19 protein-coding genes are annotated in these 19,673 nt (G+C 73.7%); 15 read left to right on the top strand and 4 right to left on the bottom strand.

From position 1 onward, the window contains the following. Window position 1 precedes the first annotated feature (1 nt). Genes gcl through WCD74_RS00890 form a run of 7 tightly spaced genes read left to right on the top strand, consistent with a single transcriptional unit; the run spans window position 2 to window position 7,476 of the window. Entirely contained in the window at window positions 2–1,798 is a 1,797-nt protein-coding gene (gene gcl, locus WCD74_RS00920; protein WP_337692929.1) for a glyoxylate carboligase, read from the top strand. Next, a complete protein-coding gene (alc, locus tag WCD74_RS00915) occupies window positions 1,795–3,960 on the top strand; it encodes an allantoicase (RefSeq protein WP_337692928.1) in 2,166 nt (721 codons plus the stop codon). The genes gcl and alc overlap by 4 nt, the downstream gene beginning before the upstream one ends. Then, window positions 3,957–4,409, top strand: coding sequence for a 2-oxo-4-hydroxy-4-carboxy-5-ureidoimidazoline decarboxylase (uraD, locus tag WCD74_RS00910; RefSeq protein WP_337692927.1), 453 nt, complete (start codon window positions 3,957–3,959; stop codon window positions 4,407–4,409). Before alc ends, uraD begins: the two co-directional genes overlap by 4 nt. After that, a complete protein-coding gene (gene uraH / locus WCD74_RS00905) occupies window positions 4,406–4,741 on the top strand; it encodes a hydroxyisourate hydrolase (protein WP_337692926.1) in 336 nt (111 codons plus the stop codon). Before uraD ends, uraH begins: the two co-directional genes overlap by 4 nt. A 2-nt stretch (window positions 4,742–4,743) precedes the next feature. After that, entirely contained in the window at window positions 4,744–5,643 is a 900-nt protein-coding gene (gene pucL, locus WCD74_RS00900; RefSeq protein ID WP_337692925.1) for a factor-independent urate hydroxylase, read from the top strand. Between the two features lie 3 nt (window positions 5,644–5,646). Beyond that, window positions 5,647–7,086: a nucleobase:cation symporter-2 family protein gene (locus WCD74_RS00895; protein WP_337692924.1), complete on the top strand. Its 1,440-nt coding sequence runs from the start codon at window positions 5,647–5,649 to the stop codon at window positions 7,084–7,086. Between the two features lie 12 nt (window positions 7,087–7,098). Beyond that, complete coding sequence (locus WCD74_RS00890) at window positions 7,099–7,476, top strand: VOC family protein (RefSeq protein WP_337692923.1); 378 nt, start codon at window positions 7,099–7,101, stop codon at window positions 7,474–7,476. Here the strand turns inward: WCD74_RS00890 and WCD74_RS00885 are convergent. The 3 genes from WCD74_RS00885 to WCD74_RS00875 all read right to left on the bottom strand — a co-directional run bounded on the left by WCD74_RS00885 (window position 7,454) and on the right by WCD74_RS00875 (window position 9,507). After that, entirely contained in the window at window positions 7,454–7,996 is a 543-nt protein-coding gene (locus WCD74_RS00885) for a DinB family protein (protein ID WP_337692922.1), read from the bottom strand. The two genes, WCD74_RS00890 and WCD74_RS00885, sit on opposite strands and share 23 nt — an antisense overlap. Window positions 7,997–8,007: 11 nt before the next feature. Next, window positions 8,008–8,376: a VOC family protein gene (locus tag WCD74_RS00880; protein WP_337692921.1), complete on the bottom strand. Its 369-nt coding sequence runs from the start codon at window positions 8,374–8,376 to the stop codon at window positions 8,008–8,010. Window positions 8,377–8,952: 576 nt separating this feature from the next. Then, on the bottom strand, window positions 8,953–9,507 hold the full coding sequence (locus WCD74_RS00875) for a DUF4190 domain-containing protein (protein ID WP_337692920.1): 555 nt from the start codon (window positions 9,505–9,507) through the stop codon (window positions 8,953–8,955). A gap of 129 nt (window positions 9,508–9,636) precedes the next feature. Here WCD74_RS00875 and WCD74_RS00870 point away from each other — a divergent pair, with 129 nt between their 5' ends. Next, window positions 9,637–10,893 carry a hypothetical protein gene (locus WCD74_RS00870; protein WP_337692919.1) on the top strand — a complete coding sequence of 419 codons (1,257 nt, stop codon included), beginning with the start codon at window positions 9,637–9,639 and terminating at the stop codon, window positions 10,891–10,893. Window positions 10,894–10,985: 92 nt separating this feature from the next. Next, window positions 10,986–11,717, top strand: coding sequence for a Type 1 glutamine amidotransferase-like domain-containing protein (locus WCD74_RS00865; RefSeq protein ID WP_337692918.1), 732 nt, complete (start codon window positions 10,986–10,988; stop codon window positions 11,715–11,717). Window positions 11,718–11,796: 79 nt separating this feature from the next. Here WCD74_RS00865 and WCD74_RS00860 read toward each other — a convergent pair whose 3' ends face one another. Then, on the bottom strand, window positions 11,797–12,600 hold the full coding sequence (locus WCD74_RS00860; protein ID WP_337692917.1) for a FadR/GntR family transcriptional regulator: 804 nt from the start codon (window positions 12,598–12,600) through the stop codon (window positions 11,797–11,799). A gap of 113 nt (window positions 12,601–12,713) precedes the next feature. Between WCD74_RS00860 and WCD74_RS00855 the strand changes: the two genes are divergently transcribed. The 6 genes from WCD74_RS00855 (at window position 12,714) to WCD74_RS00830 (ending at window position 19,617) form a co-directional block, all read left to right on the top strand. Next, on the top strand, window positions 12,714–13,511 hold the full coding sequence (locus WCD74_RS00855; protein WP_337692916.1) for an HpcH/HpaI aldolase/citrate lyase family protein: 798 nt from the start codon (window positions 12,714–12,716) through the stop codon (window positions 13,509–13,511). A gap of 92 nt (window positions 13,512–13,603) precedes the next feature. Beyond that, entirely contained in the window at window positions 13,604–15,016 is a 1,413-nt protein-coding gene (locus tag WCD74_RS00850; protein ID WP_337692915.1) for an MFS transporter, read from the top strand. 27 nt (window positions 15,017–15,043) lie between these two features. Beyond that, window positions 15,044–15,571: a MaoC family dehydratase gene (locus WCD74_RS00845; protein WP_337692914.1), complete on the top strand. Its 528-nt coding sequence runs from the start codon at window positions 15,044–15,046 to the stop codon at window positions 15,569–15,571. Continuing rightward, window positions 15,568–16,818, top strand: a complete 1,251-nt coding sequence (locus WCD74_RS00840) for a CaiB/BaiF CoA transferase family protein (RefSeq protein ID WP_337692913.1) — start codon at window positions 15,568–15,570, stop codon at window positions 16,816–16,818. The genes WCD74_RS00845 and WCD74_RS00840 overlap by 4 nt, the downstream gene beginning before the upstream one ends. A gap of 13 nt (window positions 16,819–16,831) precedes the next feature. Next, complete coding sequence (locus WCD74_RS00835) at window positions 16,832–17,995, top strand: acyl-CoA dehydrogenase family protein (protein ID WP_337692912.1); 1,164 nt, start codon at window positions 16,832–16,834, stop codon at window positions 17,993–17,995. Beyond that, entirely contained in the window at window positions 17,992–19,617 is a 1,626-nt protein-coding gene (locus WCD74_RS00830; protein WP_337692911.1) for an amidase, read from the top strand. The genes WCD74_RS00835 and WCD74_RS00830 overlap by 4 nt, the downstream gene beginning before the upstream one ends. Window positions 19,618–19,673 lie beyond the last annotated feature (56 nt).

The raw sequence follows: 19,673 nt of genomic DNA, 5'->3' as shown, positions 1-19,673 counted from the left end.
CATGCCCAGGATGCGCGCCGTCGAGGCGGCGGTGAAGATCCTCGAGCTCGAGGGCGCGACCCAGCTCTTCGGCGTGCCGGGCGCCGCGATCAACCCGTTCTACGCCGCGCTGCGCGCGCACGGCGGCCTGTCGCACGTGCTCGCCCGCCACGTCGAGGGCGCCGCGCACATGGCCGAGGGCTACACCCGCGCCACGCCCGGCGGTATCGGCGTCTGCGTCGGCACCTCCGGGCCCGCCGGCACGGACATGATCACCGGCCTCTACTCCGCGACCGCGGACTCCGTGCCGATCCTCGCGATCACCGGCCAGGCCCCGGTCGCGCGGCTGCACAAGGAGGACTTCCAGGCGGTCGACATCGCCGCCATCGCGCGACCCGTCGTCAAGATGGCGATGACGGTCCTGGAGCCGGCGCAGGTGCCGGGCGCGTTCGCGCAGGCGTTCCACCTGATGCGCTCCGGGCGGCCGGGGCCGGTGCTGATCGACCTGCCGGTCGACGTCCAGCTCGCCGAGATCGATTTCGACCCGGACACCTACCAGCCGCTGCCGGTGCACCGCCCCGCCGCGAGCGCCGCACAGGCCGCGAAGATCCTGGACATGCTGACCGCCGCCGAGCGGCCGCTGATCGTCGCGGGCGGCGGGATCGTCAACGCCGACGCCTCCGCCGACCTGGTCGAGCTCGCGGAGCTGCTGGACGTGCCGGTCGTCCCGACCCTCATGGGCTGGGGCACGATCCCGGACGACCACCGGCTCACCGCCGGCATGGTCGGGCTGCAGACCGCGCACCGCTACGGCAACGCCACGTTCCTGGCCTCGGACTTCGTGCTCGGGATCGGCAACCGCTGGGCCAACCGCCACACCGGCGGCCTGGACACCTACCGGCGCGGGCGCACCTTCGTCCACGTCGACATCGAGCCCACCCAGATCGGCCGCGTGTTCGCGCCGGACTACGGCGTGGTCTCCGACGCCGGGGCCGCGCTGCGCGCGCTGGTGGCCGAGGCCCGCCGTCGTCGGGACGCGGGCACGCTGCCGGACCGGGCGGGATGGGTCGCGGAGTGCGCCGACCGCCGCGCGACCATGCTGCGCCGCACCCACTTCACCGAGACCCCGATCAAGCCGCAGCGGGTGTACGAGGAGATGAACCGGGTGTTCGGCCCGGAGACCCGCTACGTCACCACGATCGGCCTCTCGCAGATCGCCGCGGGCCAGTTCCTGCACGTCTACCGGCCGCGGCACTGGGTCAACGCCGGCCAGGCGGGCCCGCTGGGCTGGACGATCCCCGCCGCGCTCGGCGCCGCCGTGGCCGACCCGACGACGCCCGTCGTCGCCCTCTCCGGGGACTACGACTTCCAGTTCATGCTCGAGGAGCTCGCGGTCGGGGCGCAGTTCAACATCGGCTACGTCCACGTCGTCGTGAACAACTCCTACCTCGGCCTGATCCGCCAGGCGCAGCGCGCGTTCGACATGGACTACTCGGTGCAGCTCGGCTTCGACAACATCAACGCCGACCACTTCGACGAGGCCACGCCCAAGGGCTTCGGCGTCGACCACGTGGTCGTCGCCGAGGGCCTGGGCTGCGTCGGGCTGCGGGTCACCGACCCGGAGGAGATCGCCTCCACCCTGCGGCGCGCGACGACCCTCGCGGGCGAGCACAAGGTGCCCGTCGTCGTCGAGGTCGTGCTCGAGCGCGTCACGAACATCGCGATGAGCGGCGGAGACATCGACGCCGTCACCGAGTTCGAGGACCTGGCGACCGTCGAGGCGGACGCCCCCACCGCCGTGGCCCTCCAGCGCGCATGACCCGCGTCGTCCTCGCCCCCGACAAGTTCAAGGGCTCCCTCGACGCGCCGGGGGTCGCGGACGCGCTGGCCGCCGGGATCGCGGAGGTCGCCCCGCACTGGGACGTCCGCCGCGCCCCCGTCGCCGACGGCGGGGAGGGCACGGTGGACGCGGTCCTCGCCGCGGGCTGGGAGCCGGTCCGGGTCCCGACGACCGGTCCGCTCGGCGACCCGCTCGAGGTCACCTACGCCCGCCGCGGCTCCTCGGCCGTGACCGAACTGGCGACGACGGCGGGTCTCGGCGTCCTGCCCGGCGGGGCCCTCGCCCCGCTCGACGCCGGCACGACCGGCCTCGGCACCGTCCTGGCGCACGCGCTGGAGGCCGGAGCGACGCACCTCGTCGTCGGGCTCGGCGGGAGTGCGAGCACCGACGGCGGGGCGGGGCTGCTGGTGGGACTCGGCGCGCGGGTGCTGGACGCGGACGGCCGACCGGTCGCCCCCGGTGGCCGCGGGCTGGAGCACGCGGCGAGCCTGGATCTCTCCGGCCTCCACCCACTGGTGAGCCGGGCCCGCGTGACGCTCGCCTGCGACGTCGACAACCCGCTGCTCGGTCCGCACGGCGCCGCCGCGATCTACGGCCCGCAGAAGGGCGCCGACCCCGCCGACGTCGAGTTCCTGGACGCGGCGCTGGCCCGCTGGGCCGAGGTCCTGCGGCAGGTGACCGGGCGGGACGTCGCCGGAGTCCCCGGTGCCGGGGCGGCCGGCGGCACGGCCGCCGCGGCACTCGCCGTCCTGGACGCCGAGCAGGCGTCCGGGGTGCGCACCGTCCTGGAGCTGATCGGCTTCGACGCGGTCGTCGCCGGCGCGGACCTCGTCGTCACGGGGGAGGGCCGGCTGGACGGGCAGTCGCTGCACGGGAAGGCTCCCACCGGCGTCGCCGAGGCCGCTCGCGCCGCGGGGGCCGCCGTCGTCGCGGTCGCCGGCGACAGCGACCTGGACCCGGAGGAGCTCCGGGGCGCAGGCTTCTCGGGCGTGCACACCCTCGTCGCGCTCGCCCCGGACCGGGCGACCGCGATCGCCGACCCCGCCCCGCTGCTGCGGCGCATCGGCCGAACCCTGGCGAGCACCCCATCCCGGAGAGAGGACCTCATGGACGGCACCACCCCCGACCTCCCCGACCTGGCGTCGCGCGCCCTCGGCGGCAGCGTCGTGGTCGCGAACGACGAGCTCTTCGCCGAGCGCGAGAACCTCATCCGTCCGGAGGCCCCGCGCTTCGACCCGACCGAGTTCGGCCACAAGGGCAAGGTCTACGACGGCTGGGAGACCCGCCGTCGTCGCGAACCCGGCCACGACTGGGCCATCGTGCGTCTCGGCGCGGCCGGCGTGCTCGACCACGTCGTCGTCGACACCGCGTTCTTCAAGGGCAACTACCCGCCGGAGATCTCGGTCGAGGCGGCGTCCGTGGAGGGCTACCCGGCCGACCTGACGCAGGCCACCTGGTACCCCGTCGTCGAGCGGTCGGCCGCGCAGGGCGACACGGCGAACGTCTACAAGGTCGACGACGACCGCCGCTTCACCCACGTCCGCCTCTCCATCTTCCCCGACGGCGGGGTCGCGCGGCTGCGGGTGCACGGCACCGTCGTCGCGGACCCGCGGTTCCTCGCCGGCACGATCGACCTGCTCGCCGCCGAGCACGGCGGGCGCCTCGTCGAGTGCTCGGACGCCTTCTACGCCTCGCCCGCGAACCTGACGCTGCCCGGCCTGGCCCGGCACATGGGCGAGGGCTGGGAGAACGCCCGGCGCCGCGGCGGTGGCAACGACTACGCGGTCTTCGCGCTCGCGGCGGGCGGCGTCCCGCGGCACGTCGAGGTCGACACCACCTGGTTCGTCGGGAACGCGCCGGGCTGGGTCTCGGTGTCGGTCCGCGACTCCCGCGCGGGCACCGACTGGACGACCCTGCTCGACCGCGTCGAGGTCCGCCCGGACACCCGCCACCGCTTCCTGCTGCCCGACGCCCCGGCGGCCGACCACCTGCGCCTCGACGTCTTCCCCGACGGCGGGTTGTCCCGGCTGCGGCTGTGGGGCGACCTGGACGCCGACGCCACCCGCGCCGCGCGGCAACGGTGGTGGGCCCTGCTGCCCGAGGACCACCGCGCGCTCGTCGCCGACCAGGCCCCGGTGTGATCACGGTGGACGAGCTCGCGGCCTGCAACGCGTCCCCGGCGTGGTTGGAGGCCGTGCGCTCGGTCCCGGCGCAGGACCTGCCGGCGGCGGGGGAGCGGGCGGTGCTCGACCTGCCGTGGTCGGAGGTGCTGCTCGCGCTCGAGGCGCACCCGCGCATCGGCGACCGCGTCGTGGGCGCGTCGGCGGAGTCGGAGGCCTCCCGGCGGGAGCAGTCGGGCGTCGGCGGGGCCTCCGACGACACCCGGGCTGCCCTGGTCGAGGCGAACGCCGCCTACGAGCAGCGGTTCGGCCACGTGTTCCTGATCCGCGCCGCGGGCCGCTCCGGCGAGGAGATGCTCGCCGAGGCCCGACGGCGGCTGGACGCGGACCCCATGGCCGAGCAGGACGAGGTCCGCGAGCAGCTCGCCGCGATCACCCGACTGCGCCTGGAACGGCTGGTGTCCCCGTGAGCCTCTCGACCCACGTCCTCGACGCCGTGACCGGCCGTCCCGCCCCGGACCTCGCATTGACCGTCGAGCAGCGTGACGGGTCCGGCGCCTGGCAGCTGGTCGGCCACGCCCGGACCGACGCCGACGGGCGCGCCCGCGACCTGCTCGACGCGGACCGCCCGGCCGCGGTCTACCGCCTGACCTTCGACACCGGCGCGTTCTTCGCCGCCGCCGGCCGCGACACCTTCTATCCCGAGGTGTCGGTCGTCTTCACCGTGAGCTCCCCGGGCGACCACCACCACGTCCCGCTCCTGCTGTCCCCCTTCGCCTACTCCACCTACCGAGGGAGCTGATCATGAACATCGTCCTGGGGCACACCCAGTACGGGAAGGCCGAGACCCACGTCGTCCGCGTCTTCCGCGACCACGAGCCGCACGAGATCGTCGACTACGTCGTCTCCGTCGCGGTCACCGGCGACTTCTCCGACGTCCACCTCACCGGCGACAACGCGCGCTGCCTCACCACCGACGCCATGAAGAACACGGTGAACGCCTACGCGAAGGAGGCGGGCGACGCCGTCCGGCAGCCCGAGTCGTTCGCGGCGGCGCTGGCGCGGCACTTCGTCGCGGACGTGCCGCAGGTCGAGCGGGCGCGCATCCAGATCGACGCCACGCCGTGGGACCGGCTGCCGTCCGGCGGCCAGCCGCACCCGCACGCGTTCTCGAAGCGCGGCTCGTACGTCCGCACGGTCACCGTCACCGACGACGGCACCACCGCGCACGTCGTCTCCGGTGTCCGCGACCTCGTCGTCCTGAAGACCACCGACTCGGAGTTCCACGGGTTCTACACCGAGCGCTACACGACCCTGGCGCCGACGACGGACCGGATCATGGCCACGTCGGTGACCGCGCAGTGGCTGCACACCGACGCCGACGTGGACTGGGGGAAGTCCCACGACCGCGTGCTCGCCACCCTGTCCGGCACGTTCGCCGGCCACCACAGCTACGCGCTCCAGCAGACCCTGCACGCCATGGGCGAGGCGATCATCGGCGAGCAGCCCGAGATCGCCGAGGTGCGGTTCTCGCTGCCGAACAAGCACCACTTCCTGGTCGACCTCTCGCCGTTCGGCGTCGAGAACCACCAGGAGGTCTTCCACGCCGACGACCGCCCCTACGGCTACATCGAGGGCACCGTCCGCCGCGACGACGCCCCGGACCCCGGGCCGGACGCGTTCGACCCCGGTCAGGGGTGGTGAGCCGTGCTCGGCCTGAAGAGGCGGACCCCGGAGGGCGAGCGCCACCCGGTGGACCAGATGCTGCCCACCGGCTCGCTGCTGGTGTACGGGCTGCAGCACGTCATGAGCATGTACGCGGGCGTCGTCGCCGTCCCGCTGGTCGTCGGTGAGGCGCTGGGCCTCTCGTTCGCCGACCTCGCGACCCTCCTGACGGCGGCCCTGCTCGTCTCCGGGCTCGCCACCCTGTTGCAGACGCTCGGGGTGTGGAAGATCGGGGCGCGGCTGCCGCTGGTGCAGGGCGCGTCGTTCGCGGCGGTCGCCTCGATGCTCGCGATCGGCAAGGGCGCCGGCGGCGGGACCTACGCGCTGCAGGTGATCTTCGGGGCGGTGCTCGTGGCCGGCGTCGTCGGCTTCCTGCTCTCCGGGGTGTTCCACCGGCTGCTCGACCTGTTCCCGCCCGTCGTCACCGGCTCGATCATCACCGTCATCGGCATCTCGCTGCTGCCGGTCGCGGTGAAGTGGGCCGGCGGTGGGTCGGACGTCGAGGCGCCCGGCTTCGCGTCGCCGTCGTCGGTCGGACTCGCCGCGTTCACGCTCGTCGTCATCATCGCGATCTACCGCTTCCTGCCCACGTTCTTCAGTCGGATCGCGATCCTGCTCGGCCTCGTCGTCGGGACCGCCGCGGCCGCGGTCTTCGGCATGACCGACTTCTCGCGGATCGGGGAGGCGCGCTGGTTCGCGATCTCCACGCCGTTCCAGTTCGGGCCGCCGGTGTTCGACGTGGCCGCGATCGTCTCGATGACGATCGTGATGCTGGTGATCATGACGGAGACGACCGCGGACATCCTCGCGGTCGGGGAGGTCGTCGGGCGGCCCGCGGACGGTCGCACCGTCGTGGGTGGCCTCCGCGCGGACTGTCTCTCGACGGCGGCCTCCGGCGGACTGCTGAACTCGTTCTCGGCCAGTGCCTTTGCGCAGAACGTCGGGATGGTCGCGATCACCGGGGTGAAGAGCCGGTTCGTCGTCGCGACCGGGGGCCTGATCCTCGTGGTGCTGGGCCTGTTCCCGAAGATCGGCGCGGTCGTCGCCTCGATCCCGCAGCCCGTGCTCGGCGGCGCCGGCATCGTCCTGTTCGCGACGGTGGCCGCGAGCGGCATCCGGGCGTTGTCGCGGGTGGACTACGAGGGCAACAACAACCTGGTGATCGTGGCGGTGTCGGTGGGCGTGGGCGTCATCCCCATCGCGGTGCCGACGTTCTACGAGCACTTCCCGATGTGGTTCCAGACCGTCTTCGACTCCGGCATCAGCTCGGCGGCCATCACCGCGGTGCTGCTGAACCTGCTCTTCACGGTGGGTCGGTCGGGTCGTTCCGGACGACGGCGGGAGGCGGCGATCTTCGCGGAGGGTCCGACCGTCGGCGTGACGCCGTCGCACGACCGGCCGCCGCAGAACGTGTCCTCCTGACACAGTGGGGGAGTGCTGCGACTCGGCTTCCCCGTCCTCGGAGTGACCGACCTCGACCGGGCCGCCGCCTTCTGGCGCGCGGCCCTGTCGTTGCGCAACACCCCGGAGTGGTCGGACGCGGGGTGGCAGACGCTCGTGGACGCGGACGGCGAGCGGACGCTCGCGCTGATGGTGAGCGAATCACCGGTCGAACCACGGCCCCGGCTGCACCTGGACCTGTTCGTCGACTCCGCGGAGGAGCAGCAGGCCGAGGTGCGTCGCCTGCTCGACCTCGGCGCCTCCGACCCGGGGTGGACGGACTACCCGGAGCACCCCGACTTCGTCGTCCTCGCCGACCCCGACGGCAACGTCTTCTGCGTCGTCGACCTCAGCCACGCCCCGTCGTCGTGAACGCTCCGTAGAGGTCGCGCAACGTGCCGATCTCCCCGCCGTGGTGGCACAGCTCGCGGGTCAGGTGCAGGACGAGGGTCGCGAACGGCTCGTCGGCGAACGGGCCCTCGGCCGGTCCGGTGGGCTCGGTGAACCGCTCCGGGTGGGCGCGCAGGGCGTCGTGCCAGCGACGGTAGCCCTCGTCGAGGAACTCCAGGCCGCCGGCGGCGGTGAGCGGCCACTCGACCGTCGTGACGTCGAAGGACCCGTCGTCGAAGTGGTTGCTCCAGCGCAGCCAGAAGCAGAGCCCGGCGACGTGGCAGAGCCGCCACGCGATCGTCGTGACCGGCGGCGGCTCGAGCGGGGTCGGCGAGAAGTCGATCGTCGTGCCGCCCCCGGGCGTGGCCCGGACGGTCCACGCTGGCTGCGCGGGCTCCCAGAGGTACTCCTCGTCGGTCAACCCCTCGAGACGGGGCCGGAGCGTGGTGTCCCAGTAGAACTCCAGCTGGGCGAGGAGTTCGTGGTGCCAGTCGACGTCCATGGCCGCACTGCCTACTCCGCGCGGGTCAGGATCTCCATCGCGTGTCCGTCCACGGAGTCCCAGTAGACCCCGCGGCCACCGTTCATGCGGTTCGTCTGCTGCGGGCCGGAGTGCCCCGGGCCGGCCCAGTAGGCGAGGCCGCGCTCGCGGATACGCCCGAAGATCGCGTCGAACTCGTCCTCGCCGACCAGGAACGCGTAGTGCAGCGGCTGGGCGGGCAGGGCGCTGACGTCCATGAAGTCCAGGCTCACGCCCCCGACCGACACGACGTTGAAGTGGTACATCCGGGTCGCCTCGACGCCGAGCAGCTCCGCGAGCTCCCGGGCGGCGGCGCGCTGGTCGCGGCTGAGAACGATGGTGTGGTTCAGCTCGATGGTCATGTCCCGACGCTAGGAACTGAACCGCACTCGAGGTCAAGGCCGGGTGGTTGCGTCACGCACACGGCTCGGGGTGGTCGCTGTGCTCCGGGCCGCCGTTGCGTCGCGCACACGGCCGGGGGTGGTTGTCTGTCTGCGCGGCGCCGTTGCGTCGCGCAAGGCGGGCCCACGACGGCGAGGTCGACGTGACGCAGGTTCTGGTGCCGCGGACCCTGCGTGGTGTCGCTCTCGTGAGGGGCGTGACGAGGACGGGTGCGGCGCGGCGGCGCGAGGTCGACGTGACGCAGGTTGCGACGCCGCCGAACCTGCCACGTGTCGCACTCGCGACCCGGACCGGCGAGCGCCCGGCCCATGATCACGACTTCGGGAGCGACATGCCCAAGATCTGCTGCGACTCGCCGCCGAAGTCCCGATCACGGTGTCCGACTCCGTGCGACGCAACTCCCGGGGTGGGGGAGTGCGAAGGGTGCGGACGGTGTGCGTGCCGCAACGCCGGGGTGGGGGAGCGCGAAGCGTGCGGACCGTGTGCATGCCGCAACGCCGGCCCGCCGTCGGAACGAGGACGACGGGCCGGGTGGATCAGCCGACGCGGGCGATCCGGAAGGCGACCTGGGTCCCGGAGACCTCGGTGACGGTGACGCCGAGCTGGGCCTGCTCGCCGTCGACCGTGCCGCTGCACACCGTGGTGGCGCCGACCTGGCCGGGCAGCATCTCCGGGCAGACGACGTCCTCGGCGCCGAGCTGGGCCGAGACCTCCGGCGCGAGCTGCTCCGGCGTCACGGCCGGAACGTCGGACGACGAGGACGACGCGGGCGGGACGTCCGGCAGCTGGGAGACCTGCTGAGCGATCGACGCGGCCATGACGCTCACGATCACGGCGGTCACGACGCCGAGGACCACGAACACGATGCTCAGCCACATCCCCGCCGTCGCGAGGCCACGACCGTTCTCGTTCCGCTCGCGCGCCTGCTTGCGGCCGATGACGCCGAAGACGATGCCCAGCGGGGAGAACACGAACGCGAAGACGATCGACAGGATCGCCATCGTGTTCGTGCGCTCCGGTGCAGGAGGAGCCGGGGCGTACCCGGGAGTGGGCTGCTCGGGGGAGGCGTACGGGGGGAGCTGCTGCGTCATGTGACCGCCATCGAGTGGATCTCACGCTCCGCGACACGAACGGACCTGCTTGATCGTTTCTTCACCCCAATGTCGCAAGGACGAGAGTCACCAGGATTCGGGACGGCGACCCCGGGACACTCCCCGGCCGTGCCGCGCTCCCTCACCGCCACCCCGCTCGACGAGGCCTTCCTCGACCTCCGCGCGGTCTCCGTCCTCTCAGTGCACCTCGACGTCCGGGTGACGGGGCACGTCGACACCGTCCGGCTCGCGGACGCCCTGGCCACCGCCGCAGGGCGCCACCCGATGGCGCGCGCCCGACCGGCCCCCGAGGCACCGTGGTCGTTCCGGGCGGGGTGGGTCCTGGACGGGGTGCTGGGGGTGGCGGTCACGGACTCGGTCGACGACGCCCGGGAGCGCCTCCAGTCGGAGCTGCCGGACGACCGGGCGGTGTCCGTCGTGGTGGCCCGCGACGACGGCGGCGACTGGATCCTGTTCCGCTTCCACCACGCCGCGATCGACGGTCGGGGCGCCGTCCGCTTCGTCGCGACCGTGATCGACGCCTACGCGGGCCGCGAGCTCCCGGACGACGGGCCGCACCTCGACCGGGGCCGTGACCTGCGGCGCCTCGCGGGCGCCCGCGGCCTGCGCGACGTGTCCGCCCGCGCCGCCAAGATCGCCTCCGACGCCGTCGGGCGCGCCGGCATCACGCGGATCGCGGGCGACGGGGGAGAGGACGGTCCCCACCACGCGTTCGCGACCCGTCGTCTGGAACCCGGGGTCGTGGCCGCCCTGCGGGAGCGGAAGCCGGAGGGCTCGACCCTCAACGACGTGCTGCTCGCGGCGCACCTGCGCACGGTGCTGCGGTGGAACCGCCGGCACGGCGGGTGCGTCGGGCGCAGCGTCTCGGTGATGATGCCGGTGGACCTGCGGGGCCGGGACGACGACGTCGTCGCGAACCTCGCGAGCTACGTGGCCGTCGTGGTGCCGGTGGGCGAGCTCGACGATCCCGCGGCGGCGCTGGCGGCGGTGAGCGCCCAGACGCGCGCGGTGAAGGAGCAGGGCAGCGCGGGCTGGATCGTCGACGTCCTCGGTGCGCTGCCGGTGCCGCGCGGGCTGAAGCGGGTGTCGCCGCGGCTGTTGCCGCTGGTGGAGGGGCTGTTCGTGGAGTCGACGATCCTGTCGAACCTCGGGCCGGTGTCGTTCGGCGACCTGGGCGACGCGGGTCCGGTGCGCGAGGTCCGGTTCAGCCCGCCGAACCTCTCGCCACGGATGGCGGTCACGCTCGGGGTGGCCGGTCACGACGACGGGTTGACCCTGACCTGGCGCTCGCTGCGCCGGCAGGTCGGCGCGCGGGGGGTGGACGCGTTCGCCGAGGAGTTCCTCGCGGCCCTGCACGAGAGATAGGCGGCCGGGGCCCACGCTGCTGGAGCCCCGCCGGACGCACAACGTAGCGCGCAGCCGAATTGCGCAACACTACCGACCAGGACAGGAGCGCCGTGCCCACCGACGACCGGACCATCCTGGCGACCTCCGGGGGATTGCGCCGCGCCGACCGGCTCGACTGGCAGGTCGCCCCGCTGACCCTCCACGCCGTCGAGCTCGCGGGGGTCACGGGCCGGGCGCCGCGGGTGTGCCTGGTGCCGACGGCGGTCGGGGACGACCCGCGCCTCGTCATGACCTTCTACGACAACGCGTGGCGCCAGGGCTGGTCGGCGAGCCACGTGTCGCTGCTGCCGATGCCGAACGTCGACGACCTGCGCGAGCACCTGCTCGGCCAGGACGTGATCTGGGTCTGGGGCGGCAGCGTCGCTGGCCTGCTCGCCCTGTGGCGGCTGCACGGTCTCGACGCGATCCTGCGCGAGGCGTGGGAGGCCGGCGTCGTGCTGACCGGCGTGTCGGCGGGGTCGATCTGCTGGCACGTCGGCGGCACGACCGACTCGTTCGGCCCGGAGCTGCGGCCGATCACGAACGGCCTCGGGTTCCTGCCGTACGCCAACGGGGTGCACCACGACAGCGAGCCGTCCCGTCGTCCGACCCTCCGGCGCCTCGTCGGCGACGGGGCGCTGCCCACCGCGCACGCCACCGACGACGGTGCCGGGCTGCTCTACCGCGGCACGGACCTCGTGGAGGCGCTCACCGAGCGGGACGGTGCGGGGGCCTACCGCGTGGAGCGGGCGGTCGACGGGTCGGTCACGGAGGAGGAGCTGCCGGTGCGCCGGCTGCGGTGAGAGGACCGAACGGTACGAACGGGCCGTTCGTCACGGTAGAAGGTGACGAACGACCCGTTCGTCCGGAACGGGGCGCGGCTCAGGCGTCCGCCGGGCCGTCGGTCCAGAGGCCGTCGCGCTCGTAGAGGGAGCGCAGCGCGATGAGGTGGTCGCGCATGGCCTCCTCGGCCGCGGCGCCCTCGCCGTGCGCGATGTGGTCGGCGATGGTGCGGTGCCACTCGTCGACCCGGTCCCACTCCCCGGCCTCGACGCCGACCCGGCGCAGGCGGGTGCGCAGCACGTCGTTCACCGGCTGACCCATCATCGTGATCATCAGGTTGCCGGTGGCCATGAGCACGGTCGTGTGGAAGTCGAGGTGGCCGACGAAGCCACTCGGATCCCGCAGGTCGCGCGGCGCGCCGGCGGCCTGTCGGATCGCCTCGACGGTGTCGGCGTCGGCCCGCTGCGCCGCGAGCCGGGCGGCGGACGGCTCGAGCATGAGGCGCGCCTCGAGGAGGTCGTGCAGGCGCAGCTGCGGGGTCATGACGAGCACGCCGAGCGCGCCGCCGACGTCCTCGACGACCCGTGCCGGGTCGGGCGCGGCGACGAACGAGCCGCCCTGCACCCCGCGGGTGGTCTCGATCAGGTGCTGGCTCGCGAGCACCCGCAGCGCCTCGCGGACGGTGCTGCGGCTGACGCCGAACGCACCGCTGAGCTCGGCCTCGCTCGGCAGGCGCTCGCCCGCGCCGAGGGAGCCACCGACGATCTGGGCGCGCAGCTCGTCGGCGACCTGCCGGTAGGCCGGGCGCACCCGCTGCACCTTCAGCCGGGCGGCCGGCACGGCGCGCGAGGTGCCCTGGTCCCCCGGCGAGGTCGCGGGGGAGGAGGGCCGGGTGGGAGCCACGGGACGATCACGCTCCGGGAGGGTCGCCGACGGCGGATCGGTCGGGCGCGGGTCAGCCTACCTGCCGTCGAGCCGTCCTTGACGCGAAATGTCAGACGATCGAGGGTCACGCCATGCCGGACCCCGCGAGCGCGACCACCTTCCTCTTCGTCCCCGCCACCCGTCCGGAACGGTTCGACAAGGCCGTGGCCGCCGGGCCGGACGTCGTGCTGGATCTCGAGGACGCCGTGGCCCCCGGGGACAAGGAGACCGCCCGGTCGGCGGTCGCGGCGTGGCTGGACGCGGGTGGGGACGCGATGGTGCGCATCAACGGCTCGGACACGGCCTGGTTCGCCGACGACGTCGCGATGGCGCGGGCGCGGGGGGTCGCCGTCATGCTCCCGAAGGCCGCCGCACCGTGGCCGGAGGAGCTCCGCGGGCTCGCCGTCGTCGCCCTGGTGGAGACCGCGGCGGGCCTGCTCGACGCGGCGGCGACCGCCCGCCGGCCCGAGGTGGTGCGGCTGGCGTTCGGCAGCGTCGACTTCGCCACCGAGCTCGGCCTCGACCACGCCGACCGCGACGCCCTGACCCACGCCCGCTCCGTCCTCGCCGTCGCGTCCCGGGCCGCCGGGCTGCCCGGGCCGGTCGACGGGGTCACCACCGCCGTGCGCGACGAGGCGCTCCTGGCCGGCGACTGCGCGCACGGCCTCGCCCGCGGCTTCACCGCCAAGCTGTGCATCCACCCGTCCCAGGTGGCCCCGGCGGCCGCCGCGATGCGTCCCGACGACGAGGCGGTGCGGTGGGCGCACGCGGTGCTCGAGGCGGCCGCCGGGAGTGCGGTCGCGGTCGTCGACGGCGCGATGGTCGACCGGCCGGTGGTGGAGCGCGCCCGCGCGATCCTCGCCCGCGCCTGCGGGCTTGTCCCGGAATGATGCTTGTGCTCAATACATCGGACATTTACGGTCGGCTGTGATCCGGACAACAGCGGGGCCGCCGTCTCGACGGGCCCGGAGAGGACTCGCCGATGACTCCGAGGGATCACGCCCCCCACGTCCCGCCGTCGACGACCGGGACCGGTGACCTCGCCGCCCGCATCGACCGGCTGCCCGTCATCACCCGCACGCACCGCCGCTGGGTGGCCGTGCTCGGGGCGCTGTTCGTGTTCGACCTGGTCGACCTGAACTCCTTCGCCTACGCCGCCCCGGCGCTGCGCACGGAGTGGGGCCTGTCGATCGGCAGCGTCGGGGTGGTGACCTCGGCCGGCTTCGTCGGGATGTTCGTCGGCGCGATCGTCGGCGGGCGGCTCTCCGACCGCATCGGCCGCCGGCCGGTGCTCGTCGGCTCGGTGTTCTTCTACTCGGCCTTCTCGCTGCTCTCCGCCTTCTCCTGGGACGCGGCGAGCCTCGGGGCGCTGCGCGTGCTCACCGGGTTCGGCCTGCAGGCGATGACCGGGGTGCTGCTGGTCTACGTCAGCGAGATGTTCCCGCGGGCGCTGCGGGGCCGGTACCAGGCGATCCTGCTCGCCGTCGGGCTCGCCGGGGTGCCGATCGCGGCGTGGCTGGCCCGCATCGTCGTCCCGCTCGGCGCCGGGACCTGGCGCTGGATCTTCGTGTTCGGCGCGCTCGGCGCGGTGTTCGGCCTCGTCGCACTGCGCGTCCTGCCCGAGTCCGCGCGCTGGCAGGCCGCCCGCGGCCGCGACACCGAGGCGACGGAGCAGCTCGTCGCGCGGATGGAGGACGAGGCCCGCGCGGCGACCGGCCGCGACCTCCCGGCGCCGCAGCCCGCCCCCGCCGTCCCGAGCGCCTCGGTGCGCGACCTGTTCCGGGGCGCGGCCCGACGGCGGGTCCTGGTCGCGTCGGCCGCCTGCGTGTTCCTGATCCTGTCCTTCTACGGGTTCAACTCCTGGGTGCCGACGCTGCTGGTCGAGCGCGGCTACACCACGGCCGAGTCGCTGACCTACGCCTCGGTGCTCGCCATCGCCGCCGTCCCGGGCGCCCTGCTCGCCTTCCCGGTGATCGACCGGTTCGAGCGCAAGACGCTGATCTTCGGCCTGCAGTGCGTGGTGGCGGTGCTGCTGCTGGTGTTCGGGATGGTCACCGACCCGCTCTGGATCGTCGTCAGCGGCTTCCTGGCCTCCATGCTCATGCAGACCGGCGTCGCCGTGCTCTACACCTACATCGCCGAGGTCTTCCCGCTCGAGCTGCGCGGGCTCGGCTCCGGCATCGCGAACGGCTCCGGTCGGCTGGCCGGCGTGCTCGGCGGCGTGCTGGTCGCCGCCATCTTCAGCGGGGCGGGCCTCGTCGCGGTCTACGTCTACCTCGCGGTGGCGGCCCTGCTCATGGGCCTCGTCCTGCTCCTGCTCGGCGAGCGGACCACCGACCGCGCCCTGGAGGACATCTCCGCGGACGCTCTTGCCACTCAAAAGTCTGACGTTTAGCGTTGCTCACCGACGGAAGGGAGCACGATGACGGTGCGGGACGGATGGCGCGGGCGGTTCCTCGAGGACTTCGAGGTCGGGGACGTCTACCAGCACCCGCTGGGGCGCACGATCAACGAGGCCGACAACACCTGGTTCACGCTGCTGACGATGAACACCAACCAGGCGCACTTCAACGCCCAGGTGGGGGCGTCCTCGGAGTTCGGCCGGATGCTGGTGGCCTCGCCGCTGACGATCGCCATCGCCATGGGCCAGTCGGTCACCGACACGACCCAGAACGCGTTCGCGAACCTCGGGCTCGACGACCTCAAGCTCACCGCACCCGTGTTCGTCGGGGACACCATCTGGTCGGAGTCGATCGTCCTGGAGAAGCGGGAGTCGAAGAGCCGGCCGCACGCCGGCATCGTCACGATCCGCACCCGCACCCTGAACCAGGACGCCATCGAGGTGCTCTCCTTCGAGCGCACCTTCTACGTGCACCGTCGGGACTCCGCGGGCTCGGCGTCGCTGTTCCCGCAGGCGGCGCAGCCGCTCACCCTGGAGGGCAGCTCGTGAGGCCGCTCGAGGACGTCCGGATCGTCTCGCTGGAGCAGTACGGCGCCGGCCCGTTCGGCTCGATGCACCTGGCCGACCTGGGCGCCGAGATCATCAAGATCGAGGACCCGGGGTCGGGCGGCGACGTCGGGCGCTACGTCCCGCCCTACGCCGGCGGCGAGGACTCGCTGTTCTTCGAGTCGTTCAACAAGAACAAGTCCTCCATGGTCCTCGACATCCGCACCCCCGAGGGCCGCGAGGTCTTCCACGACCTGGTGCGCTCCGCCGACGCCGTCTACTCCAACCTGCGTGGCGACGTGCCGGCGAAGCTGGGGATCCGCTACGAGGACCTGCGCCACGTCAACCCCCGCATCGTCTGCTGTTCGCTGACCGGGTTCGGGATGACCGGGCCGCGCTCGAACGAGGGCGGCTACGACTACGTGCTGCAGGCGCTGGCCGGCTGGATGTCGGTCACCGGGGAGCCCGGCGGCGCCCCGCAGAAGACCGGCCTCTCGCTGGTCGACTACTCCGGCGGCTTCGTCGCGGCGATCGCGCTGCTGGCGGGCATCCACGCCGCCCGCCGCGACGGCGTGGGCACCGACTGCGACCTGTCCCTGTACGACACCGCGGTCAGCCTGCTCACCTACCCGGCCACGTGGCACCTGACCGAGGGCTACACCCCGGCGCGCACTCACCACTCCGCCCACCCGTCGCTGGTGCCGTTCCAGGCGTTCGAGGCGGCCGACGGCTGGCTCGTCGTCGGGTGCGCGAAGGAGAAGTTCTGGGTCCGGCTCACCGAGGTGATGGGCCGCCCCGACCTCGCGGCCGACCCGCGCTTCGCGACGTTCGCCGACCGCGACCGGAACCGCGACGTGATCGTCCCGCTGCTCGAGGCCGCCTTCCGCGAGCGCACCGTGGACGAGTGGCTCGAGCCGCTGTACGCCGCCCGCGTCCCGTGCGCGCCGATCCACGAGGTCGCGGGCGCCCTGGACGACCCGCACACGCTGGCCCGTGCACTCGTCGTCGAGACCGAGCACCCGCGGTTCGGGACGGTGCGCTCGCTGCGCTCCCCGGTCCGGGTCGGCCCGCCCGGGGACGACGTCGTCCCGGCCCGTGGCGGACCGCCCATGGGCCGCGACACCGACGCCGTCCTGGCCGGGCTCGGGTACGACGACGAGCGCGTCGCGGCCCTGCGCGCGGCCGGTGCGTTCGGCCCGCCGTCGTCCGAACTCCCCGTCCCCGAGGCGCCCTCGGCGCCCGCCCGCTAGGAGAGAGACCGCCGTGGATTTCACCCTGTCCGACGAGCAGCGGCTCTACCGCGAGACGCTGCGCGACTTCGTCGACCGCGAGATCGTCCCGGTCGCCCGCGACTGGGAACGCTCGGGCCGCTACCCGACGGAGATCGTCGAGAGCATGAGGAAACTGGGCCTGTTCGGCCTGGCCATCCCGGAGCAGTACGGCGGCATCGACGTCGACACCGTCTCCTTCGCGCTGACCTTCGAGGAGATCTCGCGCGGCTGGATGGGCATCGCCGGCATCCTCGGCAGCCACTCGGTGTCGAGCTGGATGATCGCCCACCACGGCACCCAGGAGCAGCGCGACGCCTACCTGCCCGAGCTCGCCACGGGGGAGCGCCGTACCGGCATCGCCCTGACCGAGCCGGGCGCCGGCACCGACCTGCAGGGGATCACGACGACGGCGCGGCGCGACGGCGACGACTACGTCATCACCGGCACCAAGACCTGGATCACCAACGCCCGGCACGCCGACCCGCTGCCGGTGCTGGTCAAGACCGACCCGAGGGCCGAGCCCGCCCACCGCGGGATGAGCATCCTGCTCGTGCCGGCCGACTCGGCGGGCTTCGAGGTCACCCAGGACATCGGCAAGCTCGGCTACAAGGGCACGGAGTCGTGCGAGGTCGTGCTCGACGGGGTGCGCGTCCCGTCGTCGCAGCTGCTCGGCGGCGTCGAGGGCAGGGGGCTGCAGCAGGCGCTGTCGTCGCTGGAGACCGGCCGGATCAACATCGCCGCCCGCTCGGTCGGCATCGCCCAGCGCGCCTACGACGAGGCCCTCGCCTACGCCCGCGACCGCACCGCGTTCAAGCAGCCCATCGGTGACTTCCAGGCCGTGCAGCTGCGCCTGGCGGAGATCGCGGTGCAGCTGCAGGCGGCGCGCCTGATGACGTACTGGGCGGCCTCGCGGATGGACGACGGCGTGCGGATGGACACCGAGTCCGGCATGGCCAAGATCTTCGCGTCGGAGACCGCGCTGCAGTGCGCCACGGACGCGATGCGCATCCACGGCGGCTACGGCTACTCCACGGAGTTCGAGGTCGAGCGGCTCTACCGCGACGCCCCGCTGATGAGCATCGGCGAGGGCACGAACGACGTCCTGCGCACGGTCGTCGCGAAGTCCCTGCTGGCGGGCAAGGCGACGGTGGGATGAGCCCGACGTCGGAGGAGCTGCGGGCCCAGGCCTCCCGGCTCGGGTACGTGCTCGACGACGAGGTCGCGGAGGCCATGCACACGGCGGTCACGGCGGCCGAACCGCGGATCGCCGCGCTCCGGGACCGGCCGGCGCCGTTCGACCTCGGGGCCGACCCGGCGCACGGCGACGCGTGGCTGCGCCGGCGCGACCGGGTCCCGCTCGACGAGCCGGTGGCCGACGGGCCCGGCGACGACGTCCCCGGCGTCGGTGATCTGCTCGCCGCCTACGCCGCGGGCACGACGACGCCGGAGCGGGTCGTCGCGGACTCGCTGGCCGCGTTGCGGGCCGCGCACGAGACGCTGAACTGCACGATCGCGTTCCTCGACGACCGGGCCGCGGCCGCCGCCGCGGAATCCGCCCGCCGGTGGGCGAACGGCACGCCCCGGGCGCTGGAGGGCGTGCCGTTCGGCGTCAAGGACGTCATCGACGTCGCGGGGGTCCCGACGACGGCGGGCTCGTTCTGCCACGGCGACACCCCCGCCACGGAGTCCGCGGAGGTCGTGCGGCGCCTCGAGGCGGCGGGTGCGATCCCGGTCAGCAAGGACGCGACGACCGAGTTCGCCGTCGGGGGCCCGCACCCGCCCCGGTTCGGCCCGGTGGCCAACCCGTGGCGGCTCGACCGGTGGGCCGGCGGCTCGTCGACCGGCTCCGCCGCGGCCGTGGCCGCGCGGGCGGTGCCGTTCGCGCTGGGCACCGACGTCGGCGGGTCGACCCGCCTGCCGTCGGCGTGGTGCGGGCTGACCGGGCTCAAGCCCACCGCGGGGGCGGTGTCGCGGGCCGGGGTGGTGCCGCTGTCGTGGACCGCGGAGACCGTGGGGCCGATCGCGCGCAGCGCCGCCGACCTCACCCGGGTGTTCGCCGTGCTCGCCGGGGCGGACCCGCGCGACCCGCGGCAGGAGCCCCGGCCGGACGCGCCCCGGGACCTGCGGGGACTGCGGATCGCGGTGCCGGGCGGCGCGTTCACCGAGCTGTGCGACGCCGACGTGCGCGCCGGCGTCGACGGGCTGGTCGCCGAGCTGGTGGCGGCGGGCGCGGAGGTGGTCGAGGCCGAGATCCCGGGTGCCGCGGAGGCGCTGCCGATCGGGTACGGGCTGGTGTTCACCGAGGCCGCGGCGCTGCACCGGATCGACCGGGACCGCTGGGACCGCTACGACCCCGTCGTCGTGCGCCGGATCAGCCAGGGCATCACGACCCCCGCCGTGGACTACCTGCGGGCGCTCCAGTTCCGGGTGGAGCTGCAGCGCGAACTGGACGCGGTGTTCGCCCGCGCCGACCTCGTCGTCGTCCCGACCTGCCCCTCCACCGCCCCGCGGCTGGACGGGACCGTCGTCGTGGACGGCGTCGAGTACCCGCTCTACGCGGCGCAGTCGCGCTCGACGATGCTCGGCAACCTCACCGGGGTGCCGGGGCTCGCGGTGCCGACCGGAGTGGCCGCCGACGGCTGCCCGGTCTCGGCCCAGCTGATCGCGCCGCCGCACGCCGAGGCGGTCGCGCTGCGGGCGGCACAGACCTTCCAGTCACGGACCGGTCACCATCGGCGACGACCCACGGTCGTCACCGGGAAGACTTCCGGGCGATAAACGTCTGATGTATTTTCGTGCTTCAGCTCACAGGGAGCCCGGACGGAAGGTGTGGT

It is taken from the genome of Actinomycetospora aurantiaca (assembly GCF_037401875.1).
In the GTDB taxonomy this organism is placed as follows: domain Bacteria; phylum Actinomycetota; class Actinomycetes; order Mycobacteriales; family Pseudonocardiaceae; genus Actinomycetospora; species Actinomycetospora aurantiaca.
Note: the sequence above shows the minus strand (reverse complement) of the source record. Positions and strands in the feature narration are given on the sequence as shown.

What these genes read in the sequence shown, in the direction of transcription:
- gcl (WP_337692929.1), top strand. Translation starts at nt 2, where the DNA reads ATGCCCAGGATGCGCGCCGTCGAGGCGGCGGTGAAGATCCTCGAGCTC.
- alc (WP_337692928.1), top strand. Translation starts at nt 1,795, where the DNA reads ATGACCCGCGTCGTCCTCGCCCCCGACAAGTTCAAGGGCTCCCTCGAC.
- pucL (WP_337692925.1), top strand. Translation starts at nt 4,744, where the DNA reads ATGAACATCGTCCTGGGGCACACCCAGTACGGGAAGGCCGAGACCCAC.
- WCD74_RS00885 (WP_337692922.1), bottom strand. Translation starts at nt 7,996, where the DNA reads ATGGACGTCGACTGGCACCACGAACTCCTCGCCCAGCTGGAGTTCTAC.
- WCD74_RS00880 (WP_337692921.1), bottom strand. Translation starts at nt 8,376, where the DNA reads ATGACCATCGAGCTGAACCACACCATCGTTCTCAGCCGCGACCAGCGC.
- WCD74_RS00875 (WP_337692920.1), bottom strand. Translation starts at nt 9,507, where the DNA reads ATGACGCAGCAGCTCCCCCCGTACGCCTCCCCCGAGCAGCCCACTCCC.
- WCD74_RS00855 (WP_337692916.1), top strand. Translation starts at nt 12,714, where the DNA reads ATGCCGGACCCCGCGAGCGCGACCACCTTCCTCTTCGTCCCCGCCACC.
- WCD74_RS00850 (WP_337692915.1), top strand. Translation starts at nt 13,604, where the DNA reads ATGACTCCGAGGGATCACGCCCCCCACGTCCCGCCGTCGACGACCGGG.
- WCD74_RS00845 (WP_337692914.1), top strand. Translation starts at nt 15,044, where the DNA reads ATGACGGTGCGGGACGGATGGCGCGGGCGGTTCCTCGAGGACTTCGAG.
- WCD74_RS00830 (WP_337692911.1), top strand. Translation starts at nt 17,992, where the DNA reads ATGAGCCCGACGTCGGAGGAGCTGCGGGCCCAGGCCTCCCGGCTCGGG.